This window comes from Francisella adeliensis (assembly GCF_003290445.1).
GTDB classification, from domain to species: Bacteria; Pseudomonadota; Gammaproteobacteria; order Francisellales; family Francisellaceae; genus Francisella; species Francisella adeliensis.
In genome coordinates this window covers 975,461-993,412 of record NZ_CP021781.1, presented here as the reverse complement: position 1 = coordinate 993,412, position 17,952 = coordinate 975,461, and the positions used below count along the sequence as shown (strand labels likewise).

Below are 17,952 nucleotides of genomic sequence, written 5' to 3'. Positions count from 1 at the left end.
AATTTTTTACTGATTAGATTTGGCTCTATATGAAGTTTGCTTGTTCAAAACTCTCAAGAAATAATACGCTGCTAAAAAGCCAGGAATAGAAAGAGTCCCTCCCAATATAAACAAAGCTGCATACCCTATATTTGCTGCTAAAAAGCCACTTACAGACATGCCTAGTATGTATATTAATAATTCGGCACAAATTAAAACTGTAAAATCAGTACCTGCTTGTGATTTAGAACTAAACTTCATGAATATAGTATATAGAATCACCATTTCCATCAAACGTGAAGCCATATTTAATAAGACTACACCAAATATAACTATAGGGTCACTAATACCATAAAATGCTATAAAGCCAAGAGAAAAGTAACAAAATGCACGTATTGTAGCTAAAAGTGATAATAGAGCTATTTCCTTAAAAAAATTAAACATGTAGCTAATAATCGCGGCTCCAAAAATCCCAATAATAGCACTGCCTACACCCATTACTACTCCAATAGTCGTGAGAGAAATGTGCGAATCCACTAAGAAAGCAGACTGCATGCCCATTACTAAACCTTCACAAGCCCTATAGCTTAAGCAAATCAATAGTAACAGTATTGTTTCTCTCCGTCGGAAAAAAGACTTAAGTGAAGGTCTCTCTTGATAAGACTGCTTATCATTTGATTTTTCTTTGATAAACAGCATATAAATAGCAATAAAAAAGCTTACCCCCATGAGAGTTAAAGTGATTTGATACCACCCTATAATTTTATATAATGCTATCAGGGCAGCCCCACCTAGCATGCTACCAAGTGTAGTTCCAATGATTCTAGCGAAATTACACCACTGAAAATTTGATTCTTTAATTTGCTCAATAGAAAACCCATCTATAGCTATGTCCTGGGTTGCAGCAATAGCTGACAAAAAAAATGCTAAAATAAATATATAATCAGAATATTGTTTTGGACTATAAGTAGAAAACACAAAGAACAATATAATTGTCAAAAACTGTAAGCATAAAAACCAACTCTTTCTTTTACCTATGGATGAAAAATAATTTCTATCTACATATGGAGCCCATAAAAACTTAATAGCCCAAGGTAATAAAAGAAAACTCATAAGGCCTATTTTTTCTAAAGCAACTCCTTCAGCTCTCAAGATTGTAGGCAGTCCAAAAGTACAAAAATACAAAGGAATTGCTTGTGCCAAATATAGTATAACTAAGTTTAAACCTTGCCTTTTCATGCCACAAACTCTCTTTTAAGTAATATTTGACTAGCTTTTTCCCAAGCCAGGTTTATATTATCAACAGCAATACATTTAAAAGGCATACCTTTGTCCATAGCTGGTGCACTAATTTTTTTTATAATAATAGGATCTTGAGTTACTCTAAGCATACTTAGGCACCATTTTTTTAGCTCAGGTTTTACTGATTTAAACCATTTTGCCTGCTGTATCCTAGCTTCATGTCCAAATTGATAATTATCATCAAATGTACTAATAATAATAAATTTTTGCTTCTTTTCAAGAATCTTGTCACACTGCTTTAGCCAAGCCATAACATCTTCATAGCTTGAGTGACTACCAAAATGCATTTTAACAATGGGCCACTCAATTATATTACAATCAATCATACAACTCCCCTTTTGCCTCCATTGTACTAAAAGCCTCCTTAGAACAAGTAAATAAATATGCTTTTTTCTCAGGTAAAACTATTTCACCTTGATTTATATAACCAATTCTTGGAGCAATCCTCTCAAAAGGCGTAACTCTAATATCTGGTTCAAAAAGGACTCTATTAGCATCTAATTTAGAAAAGCAATATTTACTAAGTGCTTCTACAAATAATTTTGAATAGCCTTTGCCTATAGACTCTTCAGGACCTATTAAAAGATGCCAGCCATAATCATTTTCTTCAATAGTGCAATAAGCGGCAATTCTATCTTTTTCTGCTTTATAAATTTCAGCATATGCTATTTCTTTACCATCCACGGCTAGAATGAATATATCTTGATTAGGTTTAGATAAAATATCACAAAAATGTTTCTTTAAACTCTCTCTAGATTTGTCTAAATTCCAGAACTTAGCAACATGTGGTTTATTCATCCACTTATGCACAGCATCCAAATCACTATTAAAATTAAAGGGTCTAAAAGAAACTCTTTTATGATTAAAGCTCGAAGCTTTAGAGGTATCAAAATACTTGCCTTTAAAAAGAGGATTATCCAATCTACCTGTAGATATAACTTTAGGTCTAGCAGAATAATCACTATAACCTACTTCAAATATTCTCAACCTATTAAGACATAATTTACTAAAGCTTTCTTTATATAAATCAAATCTGTCAAACCGAGAATTTAATTCAGGATTATGTAATTGGTAATGCTTTATACACTTGTGTAGTTTTTCATAAAAGTGAGCTTCTGGGTAAAGAAATTTCTCTGCTAATATTGATGAGATATATCTATAATGTACAACGAAAAGACCTGTTTGAATAAATTGAAGTAAATAATCATCATCAACGCGTGGGATAGCTTTTTTGACTTCATCTGGTAAAGTAGCTAGCTCTTTAACAGGGTCTTGGCAAATATTTATGTCATCAACAAAATCTTTCATAGCTAAACCAACAGGCATATTATCTTTAATAATCAAAATACTATTCTCTCCATGTGGAGAAAACACCATGCCATACTTATATAAGAAATGCAGTAACGCTGGAATAGTATTTTCAAAAAACATCTCCAGCCAAGTATCTATACTAAGACCTGACTCACTTATCATCTCACCAATAATACTTTGTCCATTACTATCAACATATGTTAGAGCTGCCATAGTTATAGCTCTTTCTCCTTTTTTAAGTCGTGTATGTATACTCTCACGCCATATAGCCCCAAGCTGCTCGGTAAAATAATAAGGGGTATTTTCTATTTCTGAATAATAAGGATGCTTACAGTAGGCACTTGCTAGTTCACCTAATAATATAAAATTACATTTACTTAAAAAAGTATCTTCATTGGCTATTTTTTTAACCCATTCAGTTAATATAGGAGCATTTATTGTTTGATCTTTTGGTAACCCTCTATAAACCGCAGTATTTAAAATATTAAGGGGAAGTTTAATACTATGTTTTTCAGGGTGAGATATATTTGAAAGAGTCCTTATAGACTGCATCGCAAGATGCTGATCATCCGAAGCACCTAAAAATATAATATCTTTGTTGGAAAGATATGAGGTGAATTGTTGTTCAATAACATTTTCCCACTGCCAAGGGTGTACAGGTAAAATGAAGAATTCATCTGGATTTTTATTGCTAGCTTGAATAGTTTTATTAAATTTACTCAAAAGATCTGGCTCTATTTCTGTATTAAGAAGCTGTGTGTAATCTAAATCTGAGATACAAGCAAAATCTATAAGCTGATTACTTATTGCTAGCCATTTAAGATTTATAATATTCTGCATTTCAGGAGCGTAACTACTATGATCACTTGCATTAAAACCAATCCTACCTTTATTTATAACAAACCATGGATGACCCGTCATATTACCCTCTACTTGAGCATATGGTAATTTATAAATATTATTAGCAGAAATAGACCCTTTCTTAAGAATCTCAGTATCTGCATATAAAGTATTATTTAACTCCTTGATCAAATGCGCCATAGTTACAGAATCTATATTAGTTATCGGCCAAGTATCTATAATAAGCTTTATAGCATCATCTGCTATACTTTGTACACCTTGCTGATACCTTACAACAGAGTTTCTATGGACAACTAGATTACCATAAATTCTTTTTGTAGCTTTAAACTTATAACACAAGGATGAATCAACCTTTAATGTATATGTTTCCTCATCACTATCATTTTGTATAGGCACAAAAATTTCTTCATAGCAGAACTCAGAGATAACTTTTTCTAAAAGTTTCGTACTAGCAACCTTATAGTAATTATATTTATCATTTTTCATTATTTATCTCCTCTCTTTAAGCATTTACGCAATCTCTATAGTCAATTGTTGTTAAATATTTAGTTGGCACACCAAAATCTGAAAAAACATTTTTCCTTGGTAAGTGATATATTTTCTCTTGAAGTAGTTCATTCGCTATAGTGGCACTTCTGTATGCTCCCAAACCAAGATCTGGTGTCCCAACACCATGGCTGAGCATTTCAGCATTCTGAACGAATATATTTAGCTCAGTATTTTTCATTACTATTTGATAATCTCGACTTATATTGAAATTACCCTGACTATCTTTAGTAATGAATTTTTCTAGTTTTCTAAGTGGTGAATTAATATCAGATTTATAGCCAGTAGCTGCAATAACTCTGTCAGTTTGAATTAGGAAATCGCTTTCTTGATGATTATGATAAAAATAACAATCCAGTTTTCCACTATTATTACCAATACCATTTAACCTGCTATTAGATATCAGCTCAACGTTGTTACAGTTGCTTAAGTTTTGCTCGTAAAGCACATCATAAATATCTGAGATTGTTTCAGCACTAATACCTTTATACAACAAATCTTGCTCAGCAACTAATTCTGATTTTTTAGTACTAGAAAGGTTATAAAAATAATCAATATATTCTGGAGAAAAATGCTCTAAACCTAGTTTAGAATATTCCATTGGGAAAAAACCTTTACTGCGTGTAACCCAACTAATCTTTGTCGAGCTATTTTTTGATTTCATTAAATCTAGAAAAATTTCTCCTGCACTTTGGCCTGATCCAATAATTGTAATATGATCATCATCTAAAGCTTGAACTTTTACATTAAGATATTCTCCACTATGATGTACCTTTTTATGATTACTATTACTTTGCGAAATAAATGCTGGTAAATAAGGTTTAGTGCCTAACCCTAGCACAAGATTTTTAGTTAAAAATTTTGTAGTTTCACCACTTGATTTTCTTATAGTTACTGCCCAAGCTTCTTTTTCTTGTAAATTTTCATGTTCAATACTAATAACTTCACTATCAAAATTACAAGATTTACAATTAGTAGCTACCCATGCACAATAATCATTATACTCTTGTCTTGGAATAAAGAAATTTTCTTTAAAATAGAACTTATAAAGCCTACCTTTTTCCTTTAAATAATTCAAAAAACTAAATCTACTTGTAGGATCAACCATAGTTACTAAATCAGCAAGAAATGGAACTTGTAAAGTTGCCCAATTCATCATCAAGCCAGGATGCCAACTAAAACTTTCTTTTTTATCAAAGAAAATACTTTCTATAGACTTATCTTCTAATAATGCTGATAATCCCAAATTAAAAGGGCCTATACCAATTCCTATCACATCATAAATTTTCATGATTTTCCTTAAATGGGTTTTTTATATTTACATAAACAGATTGACTTGAAAGTGGTGCTTGTAGTTCATCTAGTCCGTGTAAGCGCGTAAGTAAATTTGCTTTTAATGGAAGTAGATCTTGTGATAATATTTTTTTACAGAACCTATCATTAACCTGGTTTTTAGTAGCAAACTCAGCAACAAAATTCACAAATATTTCTACAAACTTTTGCTCTTCTAAATAATTAATATTGGTAATAGCCTCAATTACTGCAATCAGATGATTAACTAAAAAATAGTAACTAAAATGATGATCGACAAATTCTTCAGTACCAGCACAAAGATCTTCAATATTTCCAAATATTTTTTGGTTAATATGGTTTTTAATATAATAATAACCTTGGCTATCCCTATAAAAACTTCCTATAGGCAAACCATCTTGTAGCTTAATTAATGAATTCTGCTGATGTGCTTCAAGAGCTATGCCATACTCACAATACAACCAAAGTACTGGAGCTATAGCTATATTCAAATATGTCTCAAACCAGTAATATGCCGCTGCCTCATAAGAAAGATTACCTTGCTCGCTAAGATATTCAACTAATGAACTAATTCGTGTCTTACCACTAAAAGGGTCTGGCTCAGTTAAACTTGCTATACAAGCTATATCTTCTTCAGAATTAAAATTAGCCTCTCGAATAATACAAATACTTGAATCTATTATCTTATCGTTTACTTTTATAGCAGTATATGCAGGATCAGCAATTAAACTAAAATATGGAAATCTCTCTTTTAAAACAGTACCTAACTGACCTTTATATAAATTATAAACAGCGATACTTCTTTTACATTCTTTAGCCAAATTTACTCGCACAGAATTAGTAATCGCTACATTTAGGGAAAATTTAAGCATTATATTTAATTCTGGTGAATATACCGTTCTAACTGAAGTAGTTGGATAAAACCAGGGTCCAATAACTCCTATATCAATGATTTTATTTTGATTCTTATACTCTTTAATTTCTTTTAATTTATCTAAAAAATTAGCTTGCCAAGGATGAACTACAAAAAGCTCATAATCTTCACTAGGCTTACCTAGTAAACTAATATTTTTCACAAAAGATAAAAATAGTTCATCTACAGATTTTTCTAACAAGCTCTCAGTTGCTATAATAGTTTTATGCACATACATAAAATGAAGCTGCATTCTTCCTTTAGTTTCTGGAGAATACTTAACAAACTCATCCTTAGAAAAACCTTCTCTACTTTTAGGGTCAGGTTGCTGCCTATGCCCAACCAAAAGGTTTTGTTCATTTTTTATAAATGAACTCTTATAGCTAAAAGCACCTTCCGCCCCATCTTTTCTAACTGCTAATATAGTAGCCAAATTATCAGTTGAATTAATAACTCGCTGTAGTATCTCATTAACTCCACTAGAGAGATTTTTTGAAACTGATAGCTCTTCAATTAACATTGATATAGCTCTTAAAGAAGTAAGTTGTTCTCTTTGATTTTCATCAATCAAATAACATGGAAGTTTCCAAGCTGGCGAGCCTAAAATAGATGAGATTATAACCTCCACTTCGATACTTTGATTACTATTAGTTAGATTTATCTGTAATAAATAATCCTTATTGGCAACTTTTTTTAAAGAAAAAGTATCACTTTCACGATAATAACAATTAAGTAAGTTCTTAAGAGTAATTTCATAAGCATGTTGAATCATTACATCCCTCCTCGATCTGGTTTTTAATAGATTGACCTAGTTCTTTTATTTTGTCTAGACAGTCAGAAACAAGATCTAAAGTAATACTAGGATTAACAAAGGTTATCTTTAAAAATGTTTCTTTATTGACCTTTGTCTGAGCTATAGCAAATTCTCCACTTAAAAACACAGATTTATGAATTTTGCTATTAATAATATTTAGAGTTTCTCTAGAAGTATTTCCATTGTTAAACCTAAAAACAGTAGTATTGAGACTATTATTAAGATGTTGATTTTCTTGAAATGCTAATTCTAGACATTTATCTGAGCCAATCAACTTAATTGTTTCTGTGGTTATCTCAAGTATATGGTCAATCCATTCAGCAAAGTTTTTAGTACCACAACATTTTAGAGCCATACAAAGTTTTAAAGCATCAAAGCGCCTAGTAGTTTGTATTGATTTATCAACTAGATTTAAAGCATCAAAACCATCTTGATCCGGATTAAGATAATCAGCATGATAATTAATAAGGCTAAATAATGACTTATCTTTACAAAGAAAAGCTCCACAACTAATCGGCTGAAAAAAAAGTTTATGGAAATCTATAGCCACAGAATCAGCAAATTCTATACCTTTTAAACGTTGCTTATGGTTATTTGAAAGTAGTAAAGCACCTCCAACTGCAGCATCCACATGCAGCCATATATCATGTGCTTGAGCAATTTTTGCTATTTGAGCTATATTATCAATACACCCAAAATCGGTATCACCAACAGTTGTTACAACGCATAATGGAATTAGATTATTATCTATAAGGTTTTGTATCCTACTTAAAAGATCATCTGTATCTAGTTGTAAATTATCATTAGTATTTACAATTTCTATACAGTTCATACCAAGCCCTAAAAGAGATAATGATTTATGTACTGAAAAATGCGTTTTCTTTGTACATAATACTCTAAACTTACTTGCTTCTTTAGGCAGCCCTGACTTTGATACATTATGATTAAGCTGATGGTTACAGTAGTTATCTCTTGCCAGAAGAAGCCCCATCAAATTTGATTGTGTGCCACCACTAGTAAAGACTCCATCAGCAATATCTTCACTTTTATATATAAGAGAATTGAGCCAATTAGTCGTACTTTGCTCAATATAAGTAGCTATAGGGCTTTGATCCCAAGAATCCATAGACTGATTTAATACTGATATAAACAACTCAGCTATTAGTGATGGCTGCATTACAGGACAGTGTAAATGTGCCATAGATTTTGGAGAATTAATATTAAGAGAATTTTCTAATACAGATTTAAACTGATTTTCTAATAAAGTTTCGATATTCTCAGGCTCTTCACCTATTTGAAAACTCTGAATTTCTTGTTTTAATTGAGCTGCTGTTTTACCACTATATACCCTACCTGAGCTAAGAAACTTAGAGATATTATCTAGTGCTTTATGCATATCTACGGTATATGTTTCTATACTTTTTTCTAAACTATTTAGAAAGTATTTATCTAAATTAAGACTCATAAATTCTCCGCTAGTGCTTGTTCAAATATTTTCACAACTTCATCTATTTCTTCTTTTTTTATCGTAAGAGGAGGCAAAAATCTAATTGTAGCTCCAAATCGACCTCCTAGCTCAACGATTAATCCTTTTTTAAAACAGGTTTTCTTTATGTTCAAAGCTTTATCACCATCAGTAGGGAAGCTACCTATAAGGTCAGGACTAACACTTGCATCGACTATCTCTACTCCTATCATCAAACCCGAGCCCCGCACATCACCTACGCTTTTATATGTATTTTTTAAATCAAGCAATTTAGTTTGCAAATAACTACCAACCTCTTTTACATTTTCTAAAAATTCCGGCTGATTGACCTTCTCAAGTACGACACTTCCAGCAGCCATAGCTAGCACATTTCCTCTAAATGTGCCTGAGTGAGCCCCTGGCTTCCACGTATCTAAAGCTTTTTTATAGACAATCACCGAAATAGGTAATCCACCTCCTAAAGCTTTTGATAACACAATTACATCAGGCTCAATACCAGCTTTTTCAAAAGCATATAAATAACCTGTCCTACCTATACCACACTGAACTTCATCAACTATCAAAGGGATATCTAGCTCTTTAGTCAGAGCTCTTATAGCTTTTAACCACTTAACTGGTGCAGGTATAGCTCCTCCCTCTCCCTGTACAGGCTCAAGAATCATCGCAGCAGGTTTTTTTATACCGCTTTCAGGATCTTTCAAGAGCCTAGAAATTGTCTCAATATTCACATCTATACTTTGCTCTCCTTTTAAGCCAAAAGGACAACGGTATGCATATGGATAAGGTAAAAAATGGATATATGGTGATAACCCATTGATCTCTTGTTTTGGACCTAAATTACCCATCATAGCTAAGGTGCCTTGCGTCATGCCATGATAAGCACCATTAAAAGCCAATATTGTCTCTCTAGTTGTAGCTGTTTTGCATAACTTGATAGCAGCTTCAACAGCATCAGCTCCACTGGGACCGCAAAATTGGATCTTTGCATTATCTTTATATGAAGCAGGTAAAGTTGCTAGTAGATCTTGCATAAATTTATGCTTTTCTTCTGTAAGTAAATCCAAAGTGTGTAAAGGAGAACCTTTGTCTAAACTATCTCTTATAGCATCTATAATTAAATCATTATTATGGCCAAGAGCTATACTGCCAGCCCCTGCTAAGCAGTCTATATATTTTTTACCATTTACATCTGTTAAGTAAATATCTTTGGCTGTTTTGATAACTAAAGGATTTTTCCTTGGATAACTTCTAGCATTAGACTCCCAACATGTCTGATCATGAAGCATATTCTCTGAGTTAAGCACTATATTTGATTGCATTTGTTTTACCGCTATAATTAATATTGATAATTATTATCATTTATAATATATTCTATGTCAACCTTTTAACAGCATGAATACGGATTTAAAAAATAAATGAAAAAACAAAAAAATGTCGCAAAGTTTGGTGGCTCAAGTGTTGCAAATATAAGTGCAATAAATAAATGTATGCATATACTTAATACTCATTCTGATATAAAAATAGTTGTAGTTAGTGCTCAGTCAGGTGTAACAAACTTATTAGAAGATCTTACAACTAGCAACCTTAAAAACTATGAAACTATAATTGCAAAAATTCATGAGATTATTAGTCCCATAGCTCAATATATTGATCAAGAAGCTTTTATTTATTTTAAAACTAGCATCAAAGAATTAGAATTAATATGTCAGAATACTTACATAAACCCCTCAGTAAAAATAAAAGATCAAATACTCTCCTTTGGTGAGCGTATATCTGCTTATTTATTTACTCAGATTTTAAGAAAAAATGCTATTCCTGCTAGATATGTAGATGCTAGAAAAATCATAAAGACAAATAGTGATTTTACAAAAGCAAAGCCATCAATAGAAAATATTCGTTTAGCTGCAGAAAATGACCTTTACTTAGAGTCAGATGAAATAATTATCTTAGGTGGGTTTATTGGTTCAAATGAAAGTAATGAAACAACAACCCTTGGTCGAGGTGGTAGTGACTATTCTGCAGCACTTATAGCAGAAGCTATAGGCTCTAAACTTTTATATATTTGGACAGATGTTGCTGGAGTATATCAGGCTGATCCAAGATTAATACCTACATCAAAAGTTATAAAAAAGCTAAATTTTGCTGAAGCAAGTGAACTTTCTAGTTTTGGCGCAAAAGTCCTACACCCTGCAACTTTACAACCTGCTATACGCAAAAACATTGAAGTGTTTATAGGATCTACTTTTTATCCTGAAAAAGGCGGAACTTGGGTTAGTAATATCAAAAAAGAAAAAAAATCTATTATAAGAGCTATTACAGAACGTAAAGAACAAATTTTAATCACTATAAAAAATTTAGATTTATCTAAAACTCCTGATATTTATACAATATTTGAAAAGTATCATATAAACATAAATTTAGTTAATGTCACTGATACAATAGTTTCTTTTACTATTAATCAAAATATTGAACATCTAGAAAAAAAACTAATAAATGATTTAAACTATTTACTAGATAACTGTGAAATTAGTATTGAGAAAAATCTATCTTTAACAGCTATTATTGGTAATAATTTAAATAAAATACCAAAGTTGCCCAATAAAATTGCTAATATTATTGATCAATCGAATATAAAATTATCAAACTACACTCCTAATGGAAATAGCCTATACCTTGTAACCAATAATAAGAATATTTTAGAAAAAATATATAAAACTCTGTTTTAATTTAGCCTTTTAATCTCAAAAAAATACCTAGACAATAAAACTTGCTACTAAGCCTATAATTCCTCTAAACACCCCACCCCAAACAGAAGTGGCGGCCACCTGTGCAAAAACACAGTTGTCGGTTATCTACTATCTTCATAAAATAGTGTTTATATTAAAAACCTTCTAGGAAGAATTATGAAAAATAATAAAATCATAGGATACAAAGCAGCAATATTTTATTTTACGGATAACCCAAGATTTAAATCTGACTCATTCAAATATTTTCCAAATGGAATATTGTATGTTCAGGGTGGTAAAATAGAGAATGTTGGAGATTTTTCAAAATTAAGTATTCAATATCCTAATGCTAAAATTGTAGATTATAGTGGGTATTTAATCACTCCAGGATTATTAGATTGTCATGTACACTACCCACAGATGGAAATGGTTGGCTCTTATGGCGAACAATTAGTTCAGTGGTTAAATAAGTATACTATTCCTACCGAAAGGAAGTTAGAAGATCGTAAGTATGCGGATAAGATAGCTAATTTATATTTAGATGAGCTAATCAAACACGGTACAACAAGTGCTGCGGTATATGCAACTATTTCACCTAATTCAGCAGATGCTATTTTTGAGGCAGCTCTTTCAAGAAATATGCGTATTATAGCTGGATGTGCTTATATGGATGTTAACACACCTGAATATGCGTGTCTTCCACCTCATGAAGTGTATGATTTTAATAAAAGCCTAATCGACAAATGGAATAATAGAGGGCGACTTAATTATGCAGTTACACCAAGATCAGCTTATTTATTAAGTCCTGCAGAGATGGAAGCAACTCAAGTATTAATTAATGATTATCCTGATTTGCATATACAAGTACATTTAGCTGAAAATAAAGAATCTGGTGCAATGGTGGAAAAACTATTTTCTGGATTAAATAGTTATACAGAGGTTTATGATCACTATGGGCTTATGAGAGAAAAAACAATAATGGGTCACTGTATCTGGCTTAGTGATGAAGAGATACAGTTAATTACTGAACGAAAATCATCATGTGCATTTTTACCAACATCAAACTTTTTTTTAGGAAGTGGGTTATTTAACCTACAAAAAGCTAATAAATATAGTGCTACAGTAGGATTGGGTACAGATTATGCAGCAGGTACATCATTATCAATGTTAAAAACGATGGGAGAAGCATATAAGGCAACTCAGTTAAGAAAAGCTTTCGTAAATGATCCTAGCGTAATAGAATCTCTGGATCCATTAGAGAACTACTATCTAGCAACACTAGGTGCTGCACGAGCAATGTCAATTGATAAGTTTGTAGGTAGTTTTGAGAAAGGCAAAGAAGCGGACTTTATTGTATTAAACTCTAAGAGTACAAATGATTTGGCTATCAGATCAGATAAAAGTAAATGCATTGAGGATTTATTATTCTCATTTCAGATTATCGGAGATGATAGATCTGTAGCTCATACATATATAATGGGAAATAAAATGAAGTAAGGTGCCTACTTTATACACCTTTTAATTAATAAAATCACCTTTAATATATAAGTTTGGCGCCCGCTCATAGAAATATGCTTTACTCACTACCTCTTAGAATTAATTTCTCTATTTAATAAATCTTTAGTAGGAATTATATCTTGGATATTTCTTTTAAAAAAATAAATCTCACTCGGTTTTCTAAAATATGCATTTCATATTTATTAGTTTTAAAACTAATATTTTGAATACTTACATCCAAGCATAGAAATTAATTTATATCTAATGTAATTACTTAACTTCAGAGCCTATATTTAACTAGATGAATCTTCTCAAAACAAAAGTATTTTATACTTCTCAAGCTTTTACAATTTTAATTAGAAGATGATTTATATGATTGATGTCAATAAAGGTTTTATTGGTTAACGATATCTCTTATAACCTGTGTAAAAACACAGTTGTGAGATATTAGTTATCTTCATAAAATAGTACTTGTAAGTTAAACCACCTTAAAAAAGAAAATAAAAGAGGATTGAAATATGAAAAATTTAGATAGTAATATTACAAAATCAACAATGGGCTACGTAATTACTGATATAGATTTAAAGAACTTAGATCAGCACGATCTAACAAAAGTTCAAAAAGCAGTATCAAAGCATGGACTCATTAGTATCAAGAGTCAAAAGCTACTACAACCAGAAGAACTTGATACTATAACAAAGAAATTAGGTAATATTATTAAGCTACCAGCAGGTTTGGCATTTGATAATCAGGTCACAGGTTTAGAAACTGTTGTAAGAGTCTCTAACATACGTAAAGATGGTACACTAATTGAAGGTCACGATGCTGCAGAACATTGGCACCAAGATGGTGACTTCAGACCAGGTAAAGAAATTTATATTTGGAATATGCTGCATGCGCATATAGTTCCTAAAAAGGGAGGTCAAACAGGGTTCTTAGATGCACAAAGAATATTAGATGACATGCCAGAATGGCTATTGGAATTTTTTAAAAACCATCAATCCTTAATGGTTGCAGAAAAAGTACCTGATTTTGACAAAGAGGCAGCTCGCAAATTCAAAGAAGTTTTACATGATTGTATACAAATTCATCCAGTTACTAATGAGCCTAGTCTTTACTTAGGGAGTATAAGTATCATTAAAATAGATGGGATACCTCAGTTGCTTTGGAATGAAATTCGCGAGTATCTAATGGAAAGATTCAACCAAGAATGTTATAGATATATCCATCAATGGGAACCAGGTGATACACTTATTTGGGATAATACTTTAGTCTATCATCGTTCAATGGGCGGCTATGGTAATGATCCCCGTCTATTATATAGAACTCAAGCATTAATGTTTCAATAAATATTTTTTTGTAAAATTTTAAAAAAAAGGTGAAAATATGAAATTATTAAGCTATTTACGTTGGGGCTCGGCTGAACTTTTATTTACGATAAGTATATTGTGCTCAGTTTTTTTCGGCGCATATGCATTACCAGTTCAACTTGCTAATGATATAAGTACTACTCAATTATCCATTCTATCAGGAATATTTTTTGTAGTTTTTGCCATATCGCAACTATACTCAGGATACTTAATTAATAGAGTATCAACAAAAGTATTAATAGGTTTCTCAGCCATTTTAGCATCATTCGGTGTGTTTTTATTTGCAAATACGCATGTGTTCAGTTTATTAATAATTGCTCGGATAATTATTGGCCTTGGGCTTGGTTGTACATTTGTTGGAGTTTTATATATTGTCGAACAAGAATTTAAAACACAATTTGCATTGTTTGCTTCACTTAGCCAAAGCATTAGTAATATTGCCGCTGGTATAGTTGCAATTTTTGGTAGTAGTTTAATTAATAAATACTCTTACCAAAGTACATATAATTTAATCGGAGCTTTATTACTTGTGACATCATTATTTGTTTTTATATTTTTACCGGGTAAAGCTAAAATAGTAAATAATCATGAGCAAGAATCATTTATTCAAAATGTTACAAAAATTACAACTAATAGTAGATTTTTAGCAGCTACCGTATATTTTGGTGGAATATTTTCGGTAATACTGACTTACGTTGACTTATTCAATGTTAAATATCGTGAGGTGGTATTTCATATGTCTCCTACAAAAGCAGTTATTTTAAATGGGACTATTCCTTTAGGTGTCGCTTTGGGAAGTATTATAGCAGGTACTTTATCATTATAGCAGGTACTTTATCAGCTAAATTTCAGCGTAATCGTTTGATAGCTTTTTGGTTTGGTTTACTGGTATTACTAGTAATGATTGTGACTTTATATGTACGCTATCCTGCTAACTATTCTTATCAAATAGATCTTACTTGTCAAATCTTATTTGGCATCGGTTGTGGTGGTGGAATGCTAGCATTCCAGGAAATCCAAGTTGAATTTAAAAAACCTCATTTAAGATCTTTAGCAAACTCTATGGTTTTAACTGTGTCGTACTTATTCGCTGGAATAATACTACAACCGATAATTGGAATGATAATAGGAACCACAAGCTTTAAACTACCTCGTAATACTGTTATTACATCGCATAACTTGCTAGATCAACCAGTAGTTCAGCATGCTTGGCATCACTACAATATTGGATTATTACTTTTAGTAGTAATCCTTGGCTTTAGCTTTATTAGTAGCCTATTTTTTACTAAAAAAATTACTAACTAATAAAATATAAATATGCCTAATATGTAAGTTGACATGATTAATATATTTCCACATCACTAATCTGCAGTTTAATATTAACCATTAAGTCATTAGGAATCATGCGATAAAACCCTAGCCTTATCAACTCTTGATATAATGATTCTCTACTATAAACATCAAATTTGACACGTAACTGATTAGAAAATACCGCATCAATTGCACTTTTTGATAGCTCTTTCCCATCAGCCTTAGATAATACACTGGCTATTTCCTGACTAGTTAATCCATTAAGAAAAAGAAAAACAACTTGGCGCTCTCGTTTAGTCAATTTATATTTAGATAAATCATAATCTTTGAGTGGTAAATCGTATATCTCTAGAGCTTTTAATAAGCTAAACTTGATGTTGGTATACATAATTTTTTGAAGAACAACATGTATCCCCACTACATTATCAGTATTTTTGTTTATTAATGGAGATTTTGTGGTTGTATATGGCTGTACTTTACCATCATAAAAGTTGAAGTTTATAGACTGAATAACTTTGCGTTTAGATAAAACTATCTTTTCTTCGTTTCTAGACTGTTGTTGTGTATATTTGCCAGAATCATCTGGTAACCCATGGCTACCCTCTATTGCACAGCCTCCACGAGCTGTTTTATAAGACATGCTACTAAAGATTATTTTCTGATCTAAATTGTAAATTGCAAGAGGTCTAGTTGGAACTAGTTGATCCAACTCTTGATAGGTTCTTATAATTTTTTCTAAATATTCATTATCAGTCACTGATTAAACCACTTGTAACTTCATTAATATTATTAATAATATGTAAAAGATGTCGTGGTGTATAGTCATTTATCTTTGAATATAAGCATAATCTAAAAATATACTTACCTATATATCCTAGCAAATTATCGTAATCATTAATCCATATTTTAACTACCTATTTCATACTTCATTCAACAGTTTTAAAATAAAAATACCTAGCCAATAAAACTTGCTACCAAGCCTATAATTCCTCCAAACACCCCACCCCAAACAACTAGCCAACCCAAATGTTCACGGATAATTTTTTGAACCAAATCTTTAACCATATCAGGAGTTAATTCTGCTAATCTGGTATCTATTACTGACTCTATCTTGTTAGCTGCTTTTTCAGAAAGTTTTGAACTATCTATATTAATATCGGTGATAATTTGTTCTAGTTTACTATTTATTTTAGTTTTAAATGGTTCTCTTAGCCCTTCTAAACCTTCCCTACCACCAAGGAACATATCTATCATGGACCCATATTTGCTAGACATTAGCATTTCTATAAAACCATCGAAGATCTTATCATGATCAATTTTACTGATAATTATATCTTCAGCATATTGTTTGATTGTATTTTCATTTAAATATCTATCCAAGTTTTTTGCTGAAAAAAATTGATCCATAATCATTTTTTTTATAGCAACCTTAAAGCTTTCAAATTTATTCGGGATAATTCCTGAACCATATAAAAAAGGTATTTTCTCAAAAAGCATATATATAGCTAACCAGTTAGTTAACGCACCTGATAATGCATAAAAACCAATATTTTTTATATGTTGATCAGCAAAGTAAAATCCTAATACTGTAATCAGTAATGCAATCAGGTTAGTCATTAAACTTTTATTTATATGATTCATTTTTATATACCTTTATGATTAAAAGAAATTATAATAAGAGTAATATTCTAGCAAATAATTCATATATGAGAACTATCAGAGCATTTTTTACAGATATTCATGATGAAATATCTACTATTTCAATTACTGGTGAATACTTCAATTATTTTAAAAATGTTTTACGACTTAAAAAGTCTGATACTATTGAACTTTTCAATAATAAAGACAGTTTTCAGTATACCTCTACAATTATAGAGATTAATAACAAATCTATAGAACTAGAAATCTTATCTAAAAATATAATAGAAAATGAAAACTCATATTCAACTAATCTTTATCAATCATTAATTAAATTAGAAAATTTTGAGCTCGTAATACAAAAGGCTACTGAATTAGGTATCAATAACATCCACCCTATTATAACTGACTATACAAACTTGAAATTTGATCGTAAAAATATCGACAAAAAACTTGACCGTTGGCAGAAAATAGCAGTTTCGGCTTCCGAGCAATGTAGAAGAGTTTTTATACCTAGAATACATAAGCCTATAGAACTTAAAAATATAAATATTAATCAAGACCAACTCAATATAACTTTATGCCCATACACAAAAAACGATTTAAAGTTTGAAGAACAAATTAAGGTATCTAAAGAGATTAATATCTTTATAGGACCTGAAGGTGGTTTTAGTGATTCTGAAATGGGCTTATTCAAAAGTAAAATGAATTTTTCAACAATTAACCTTGGTAAAAGAATACTTAAGGCTGAAACAGCATCAATAAATATTCTATCAGTCATTAATTTCTTAAAATAACCTGTGCCAAGTCCTTGTAATACCTAAATTTAGATGGTTTAATTGTCCACTTAATTTAATATAACTGAAGTTGATAAACTAGGAAGGACT

General features: G+C 31.1%; 15 protein-coding genes. 6 read left to right on the top strand and 9 right to left on the bottom strand.

Going from position 1 to position 17,952, the window contains the following annotated elements:
- Positions 1-6: 6 nt before the first annotated feature.
- Genes CDH04_RS04840 through CDH04_RS04810 form a run of 7 tightly spaced genes read right to left on the bottom strand, consistent with a single transcriptional unit; the run spans position 7 to position 9,842 of the window.
- Positions 7-1,218 (bottom strand): MFS transporter, encoded by a 1,212-nt coding sequence (locus tag CDH04_RS04840; RefSeq protein ID WP_112869953.1) that lies wholly within the window; start codon positions 1,216-1,218, stop codon positions 7-9.
- Entirely contained in the window at positions 1,215-1,607 is a 393-nt protein-coding gene (locus CDH04_RS04835) for a hypothetical protein (RefSeq protein WP_112869952.1), read from the bottom strand. Before CDH04_RS04835 ends, CDH04_RS04840 begins: the two co-directional genes overlap by 4 nt.
- Positions 1,600-3,939, bottom strand: a complete 2,340-nt coding sequence (locus CDH04_RS04830; RefSeq protein ID WP_112869951.1) for a GNAT family N-acetyltransferase — start codon at positions 3,937-3,939, stop codon at positions 1,600-1,602. Before CDH04_RS04830 ends, CDH04_RS04835 begins: the two co-directional genes overlap by 8 nt.
- Positions 3,940-3,955: 16 nt before the next feature.
- The gene (locus CDH04_RS04825) at positions 3,956-5,290 is read right to left on the bottom strand and encodes a lysine N(6)-hydroxylase/L-ornithine N(5)-oxygenase family protein (RefSeq protein ID WP_112869950.1); all 1,335 of its coding nucleotides are present in this window, start codon (positions 5,288-5,290) and stop codon (positions 3,956-3,958) included.
- Positions 5,277-6,995, bottom strand: a complete 1,719-nt coding sequence (locus CDH04_RS04820; RefSeq protein ID WP_112869949.1) for an IucA/IucC family protein — start codon at positions 6,993-6,995, stop codon at positions 5,277-5,279. Before CDH04_RS04820 ends, CDH04_RS04825 begins: the two co-directional genes overlap by 14 nt.
- Positions 6,976-8,502: a pyridoxal phosphate-dependent decarboxylase family protein gene (locus CDH04_RS04815; protein WP_112869948.1), complete on the bottom strand. Its 1,527-nt coding sequence runs from the start codon at positions 8,500-8,502 to the stop codon at positions 6,976-6,978. The genes CDH04_RS04820 and CDH04_RS04815 overlap by 20 nt, the downstream gene beginning before the upstream one ends.
- A complete protein-coding gene (locus tag CDH04_RS04810) occupies positions 8,499-9,842 on the bottom strand; it encodes a diaminobutyrate--2-oxoglutarate transaminase (protein ID WP_112869947.1) in 1,344 nt (447 codons plus the stop codon). The genes CDH04_RS04815 and CDH04_RS04810 overlap by 4 nt, the downstream gene beginning before the upstream one ends.
- Positions 9,843-9,938: 96 nt before the next feature.
- On the opposite strand from CDH04_RS04810, the gene CDH04_RS04805 reads away from it, so the two are divergent.
- The 5 genes from CDH04_RS04805 to CDH04_RS04785 all read left to right on the top strand — a co-directional run bounded on the left by CDH04_RS04805 (position 9,939) and on the right by CDH04_RS04785 (position 15,421).
- Complete coding sequence (locus CDH04_RS04805; protein WP_112869946.1) at positions 9,939-11,249, top strand: aspartate kinase; 1,311 nt, start codon at positions 9,939-9,941, stop codon at positions 11,247-11,249.
- A gap of 177 nt (positions 11,250-11,426) precedes the next feature.
- On the top strand, positions 11,427-12,746 hold the full coding sequence (gene guaD / locus CDH04_RS04800; RefSeq protein ID WP_112869945.1) for a guanine deaminase: 1,320 nt from the start codon (positions 11,427-11,429) through the stop codon (positions 12,744-12,746).
- A gap of 518 nt (positions 12,747-13,264) precedes the next feature.
- Positions 13,265-14,095 carry a TauD/TfdA dioxygenase family protein gene (locus CDH04_RS04795; RefSeq protein WP_112869944.1) on the top strand — a complete coding sequence of 277 codons (831 nt, stop codon included), beginning with the start codon at positions 13,265-13,267 and terminating at the stop codon, positions 14,093-14,095.
- Between the two features lie 37 nt (positions 14,096-14,132).
- The gene (locus CDH04_RS04790; RefSeq protein WP_112869943.1) at positions 14,133-14,942 is read left to right on the top strand and encodes an MFS transporter; all 810 of its coding nucleotides are present in this window, start codon (positions 14,133-14,135) and stop codon (positions 14,940-14,942) included.
- 80 nt (positions 14,943-15,022) lie between these two features.
- Positions 15,023-15,421, top strand: a complete 399-nt coding sequence (locus tag CDH04_RS04785; protein WP_200170458.1) for a hypothetical protein — start codon at positions 15,023-15,025, stop codon at positions 15,419-15,421.
- 37 nt (positions 15,422-15,458) lie between these two features.
- Here the strand turns inward: CDH04_RS04785 and CDH04_RS04780 are convergent, their stop codons facing one another.
- Both CDH04_RS04780 and CDH04_RS04775 read right to left on the bottom strand, forming a co-directional pair.
- Complete coding sequence (locus tag CDH04_RS04780) at positions 15,459-16,184, bottom strand: helix-turn-helix transcriptional regulator (RefSeq protein ID WP_112869941.1); 726 nt, start codon at positions 16,182-16,184, stop codon at positions 15,459-15,461.
- A gap of 197 nt (positions 16,185-16,381) precedes the next feature.
- Positions 16,382-17,068 carry a DUF445 family protein gene (locus tag CDH04_RS04775; RefSeq protein WP_112869940.1) on the bottom strand — a complete coding sequence of 229 codons (687 nt, stop codon included), beginning with the start codon at positions 17,066-17,068 and terminating at the stop codon, positions 16,382-16,384.
- Positions 17,069-17,133: 65 nt separating this feature from the next.
- Between CDH04_RS04775 and CDH04_RS04770 the strand changes: the two genes are divergently transcribed.
- Complete coding sequence (locus CDH04_RS04770; RefSeq protein WP_112869939.1) at positions 17,134-17,862, top strand: 16S rRNA (uracil(1498)-N(3))-methyltransferase; 729 nt, start codon at positions 17,134-17,136, stop codon at positions 17,860-17,862.
- Positions 17,863-17,952 lie beyond the last annotated feature (90 nt).

Excerpts from the sequence above, each read along its gene's own strand:
- CDH04_RS04825 (WP_112869950.1), bottom strand. The coding sequence starts at position 5,290 with ATGAAAATTTATGATGTGATAGGAATTGGTATAGGCCCTTTTAATTTG.
- CDH04_RS04840 (WP_112869953.1), bottom strand. The coding sequence starts at position 1,218 with ATGAAAAGGCAAGGTTTAAACTTAGTTATACTATATTTGGCACAAGCA.
- CDH04_RS04775 (WP_112869940.1), bottom strand. The coding sequence starts at position 17,068 with ATGAATCATATAAATAAAAGTTTAATGACTAACCTGATTGCATTACTG.
- CDH04_RS04770 (WP_112869939.1), top strand. The coding sequence starts at position 17,134 with ATGAGAACTATCAGAGCATTTTTTACAGATATTCATGATGAAATATCT.
- CDH04_RS04820 (WP_112869949.1), bottom strand. The coding sequence starts at position 6,995 with ATGATTCAACATGCTTATGAAATTACTCTTAAGAACTTACTTAATTGT.
- CDH04_RS04815 (WP_112869948.1), bottom strand. The coding sequence starts at position 8,502 with ATGAGTCTTAATTTAGATAAATACTTTCTAAATAGTTTAGAAAAAAGT.
- CDH04_RS04790 (WP_112869943.1), top strand. The coding sequence starts at position 14,133 with ATGAAATTATTAAGCTATTTACGTTGGGGCTCGGCTGAACTTTTATTT.
- CDH04_RS04795 (WP_112869944.1), top strand. The coding sequence starts at position 13,265 with ATGAAAAATTTAGATAGTAATATTACAAAATCAACAATGGGCTACGTA.
- CDH04_RS04835 (WP_112869952.1), bottom strand. The coding sequence starts at position 1,607 with ATGATTGATTGTAATATAATTGAGTGGCCCATTGTTAAAATGCATTTT.
- CDH04_RS04805 (WP_112869946.1), top strand. The coding sequence starts at position 9,939 with ATGAAAAAACAAAAAAATGTCGCAAAGTTTGGTGGCTCAAGTGTTGCA.
- CDH04_RS04830 (WP_112869951.1), bottom strand. The coding sequence starts at position 3,939 with ATGAAAAATGATAAATATAATTACTATAAGGTTGCTAGTACGAAACTT.
- CDH04_RS04810 (WP_112869947.1), bottom strand. The coding sequence starts at position 9,842 with ATGCAATCAAATATAGTGCTTAACTCAGAGAATATGCTTCATGATCAG.
- guaD (WP_112869945.1), top strand. The coding sequence starts at position 11,427 with ATGAAAAATAATAAAATCATAGGATACAAAGCAGCAATATTTTATTTT.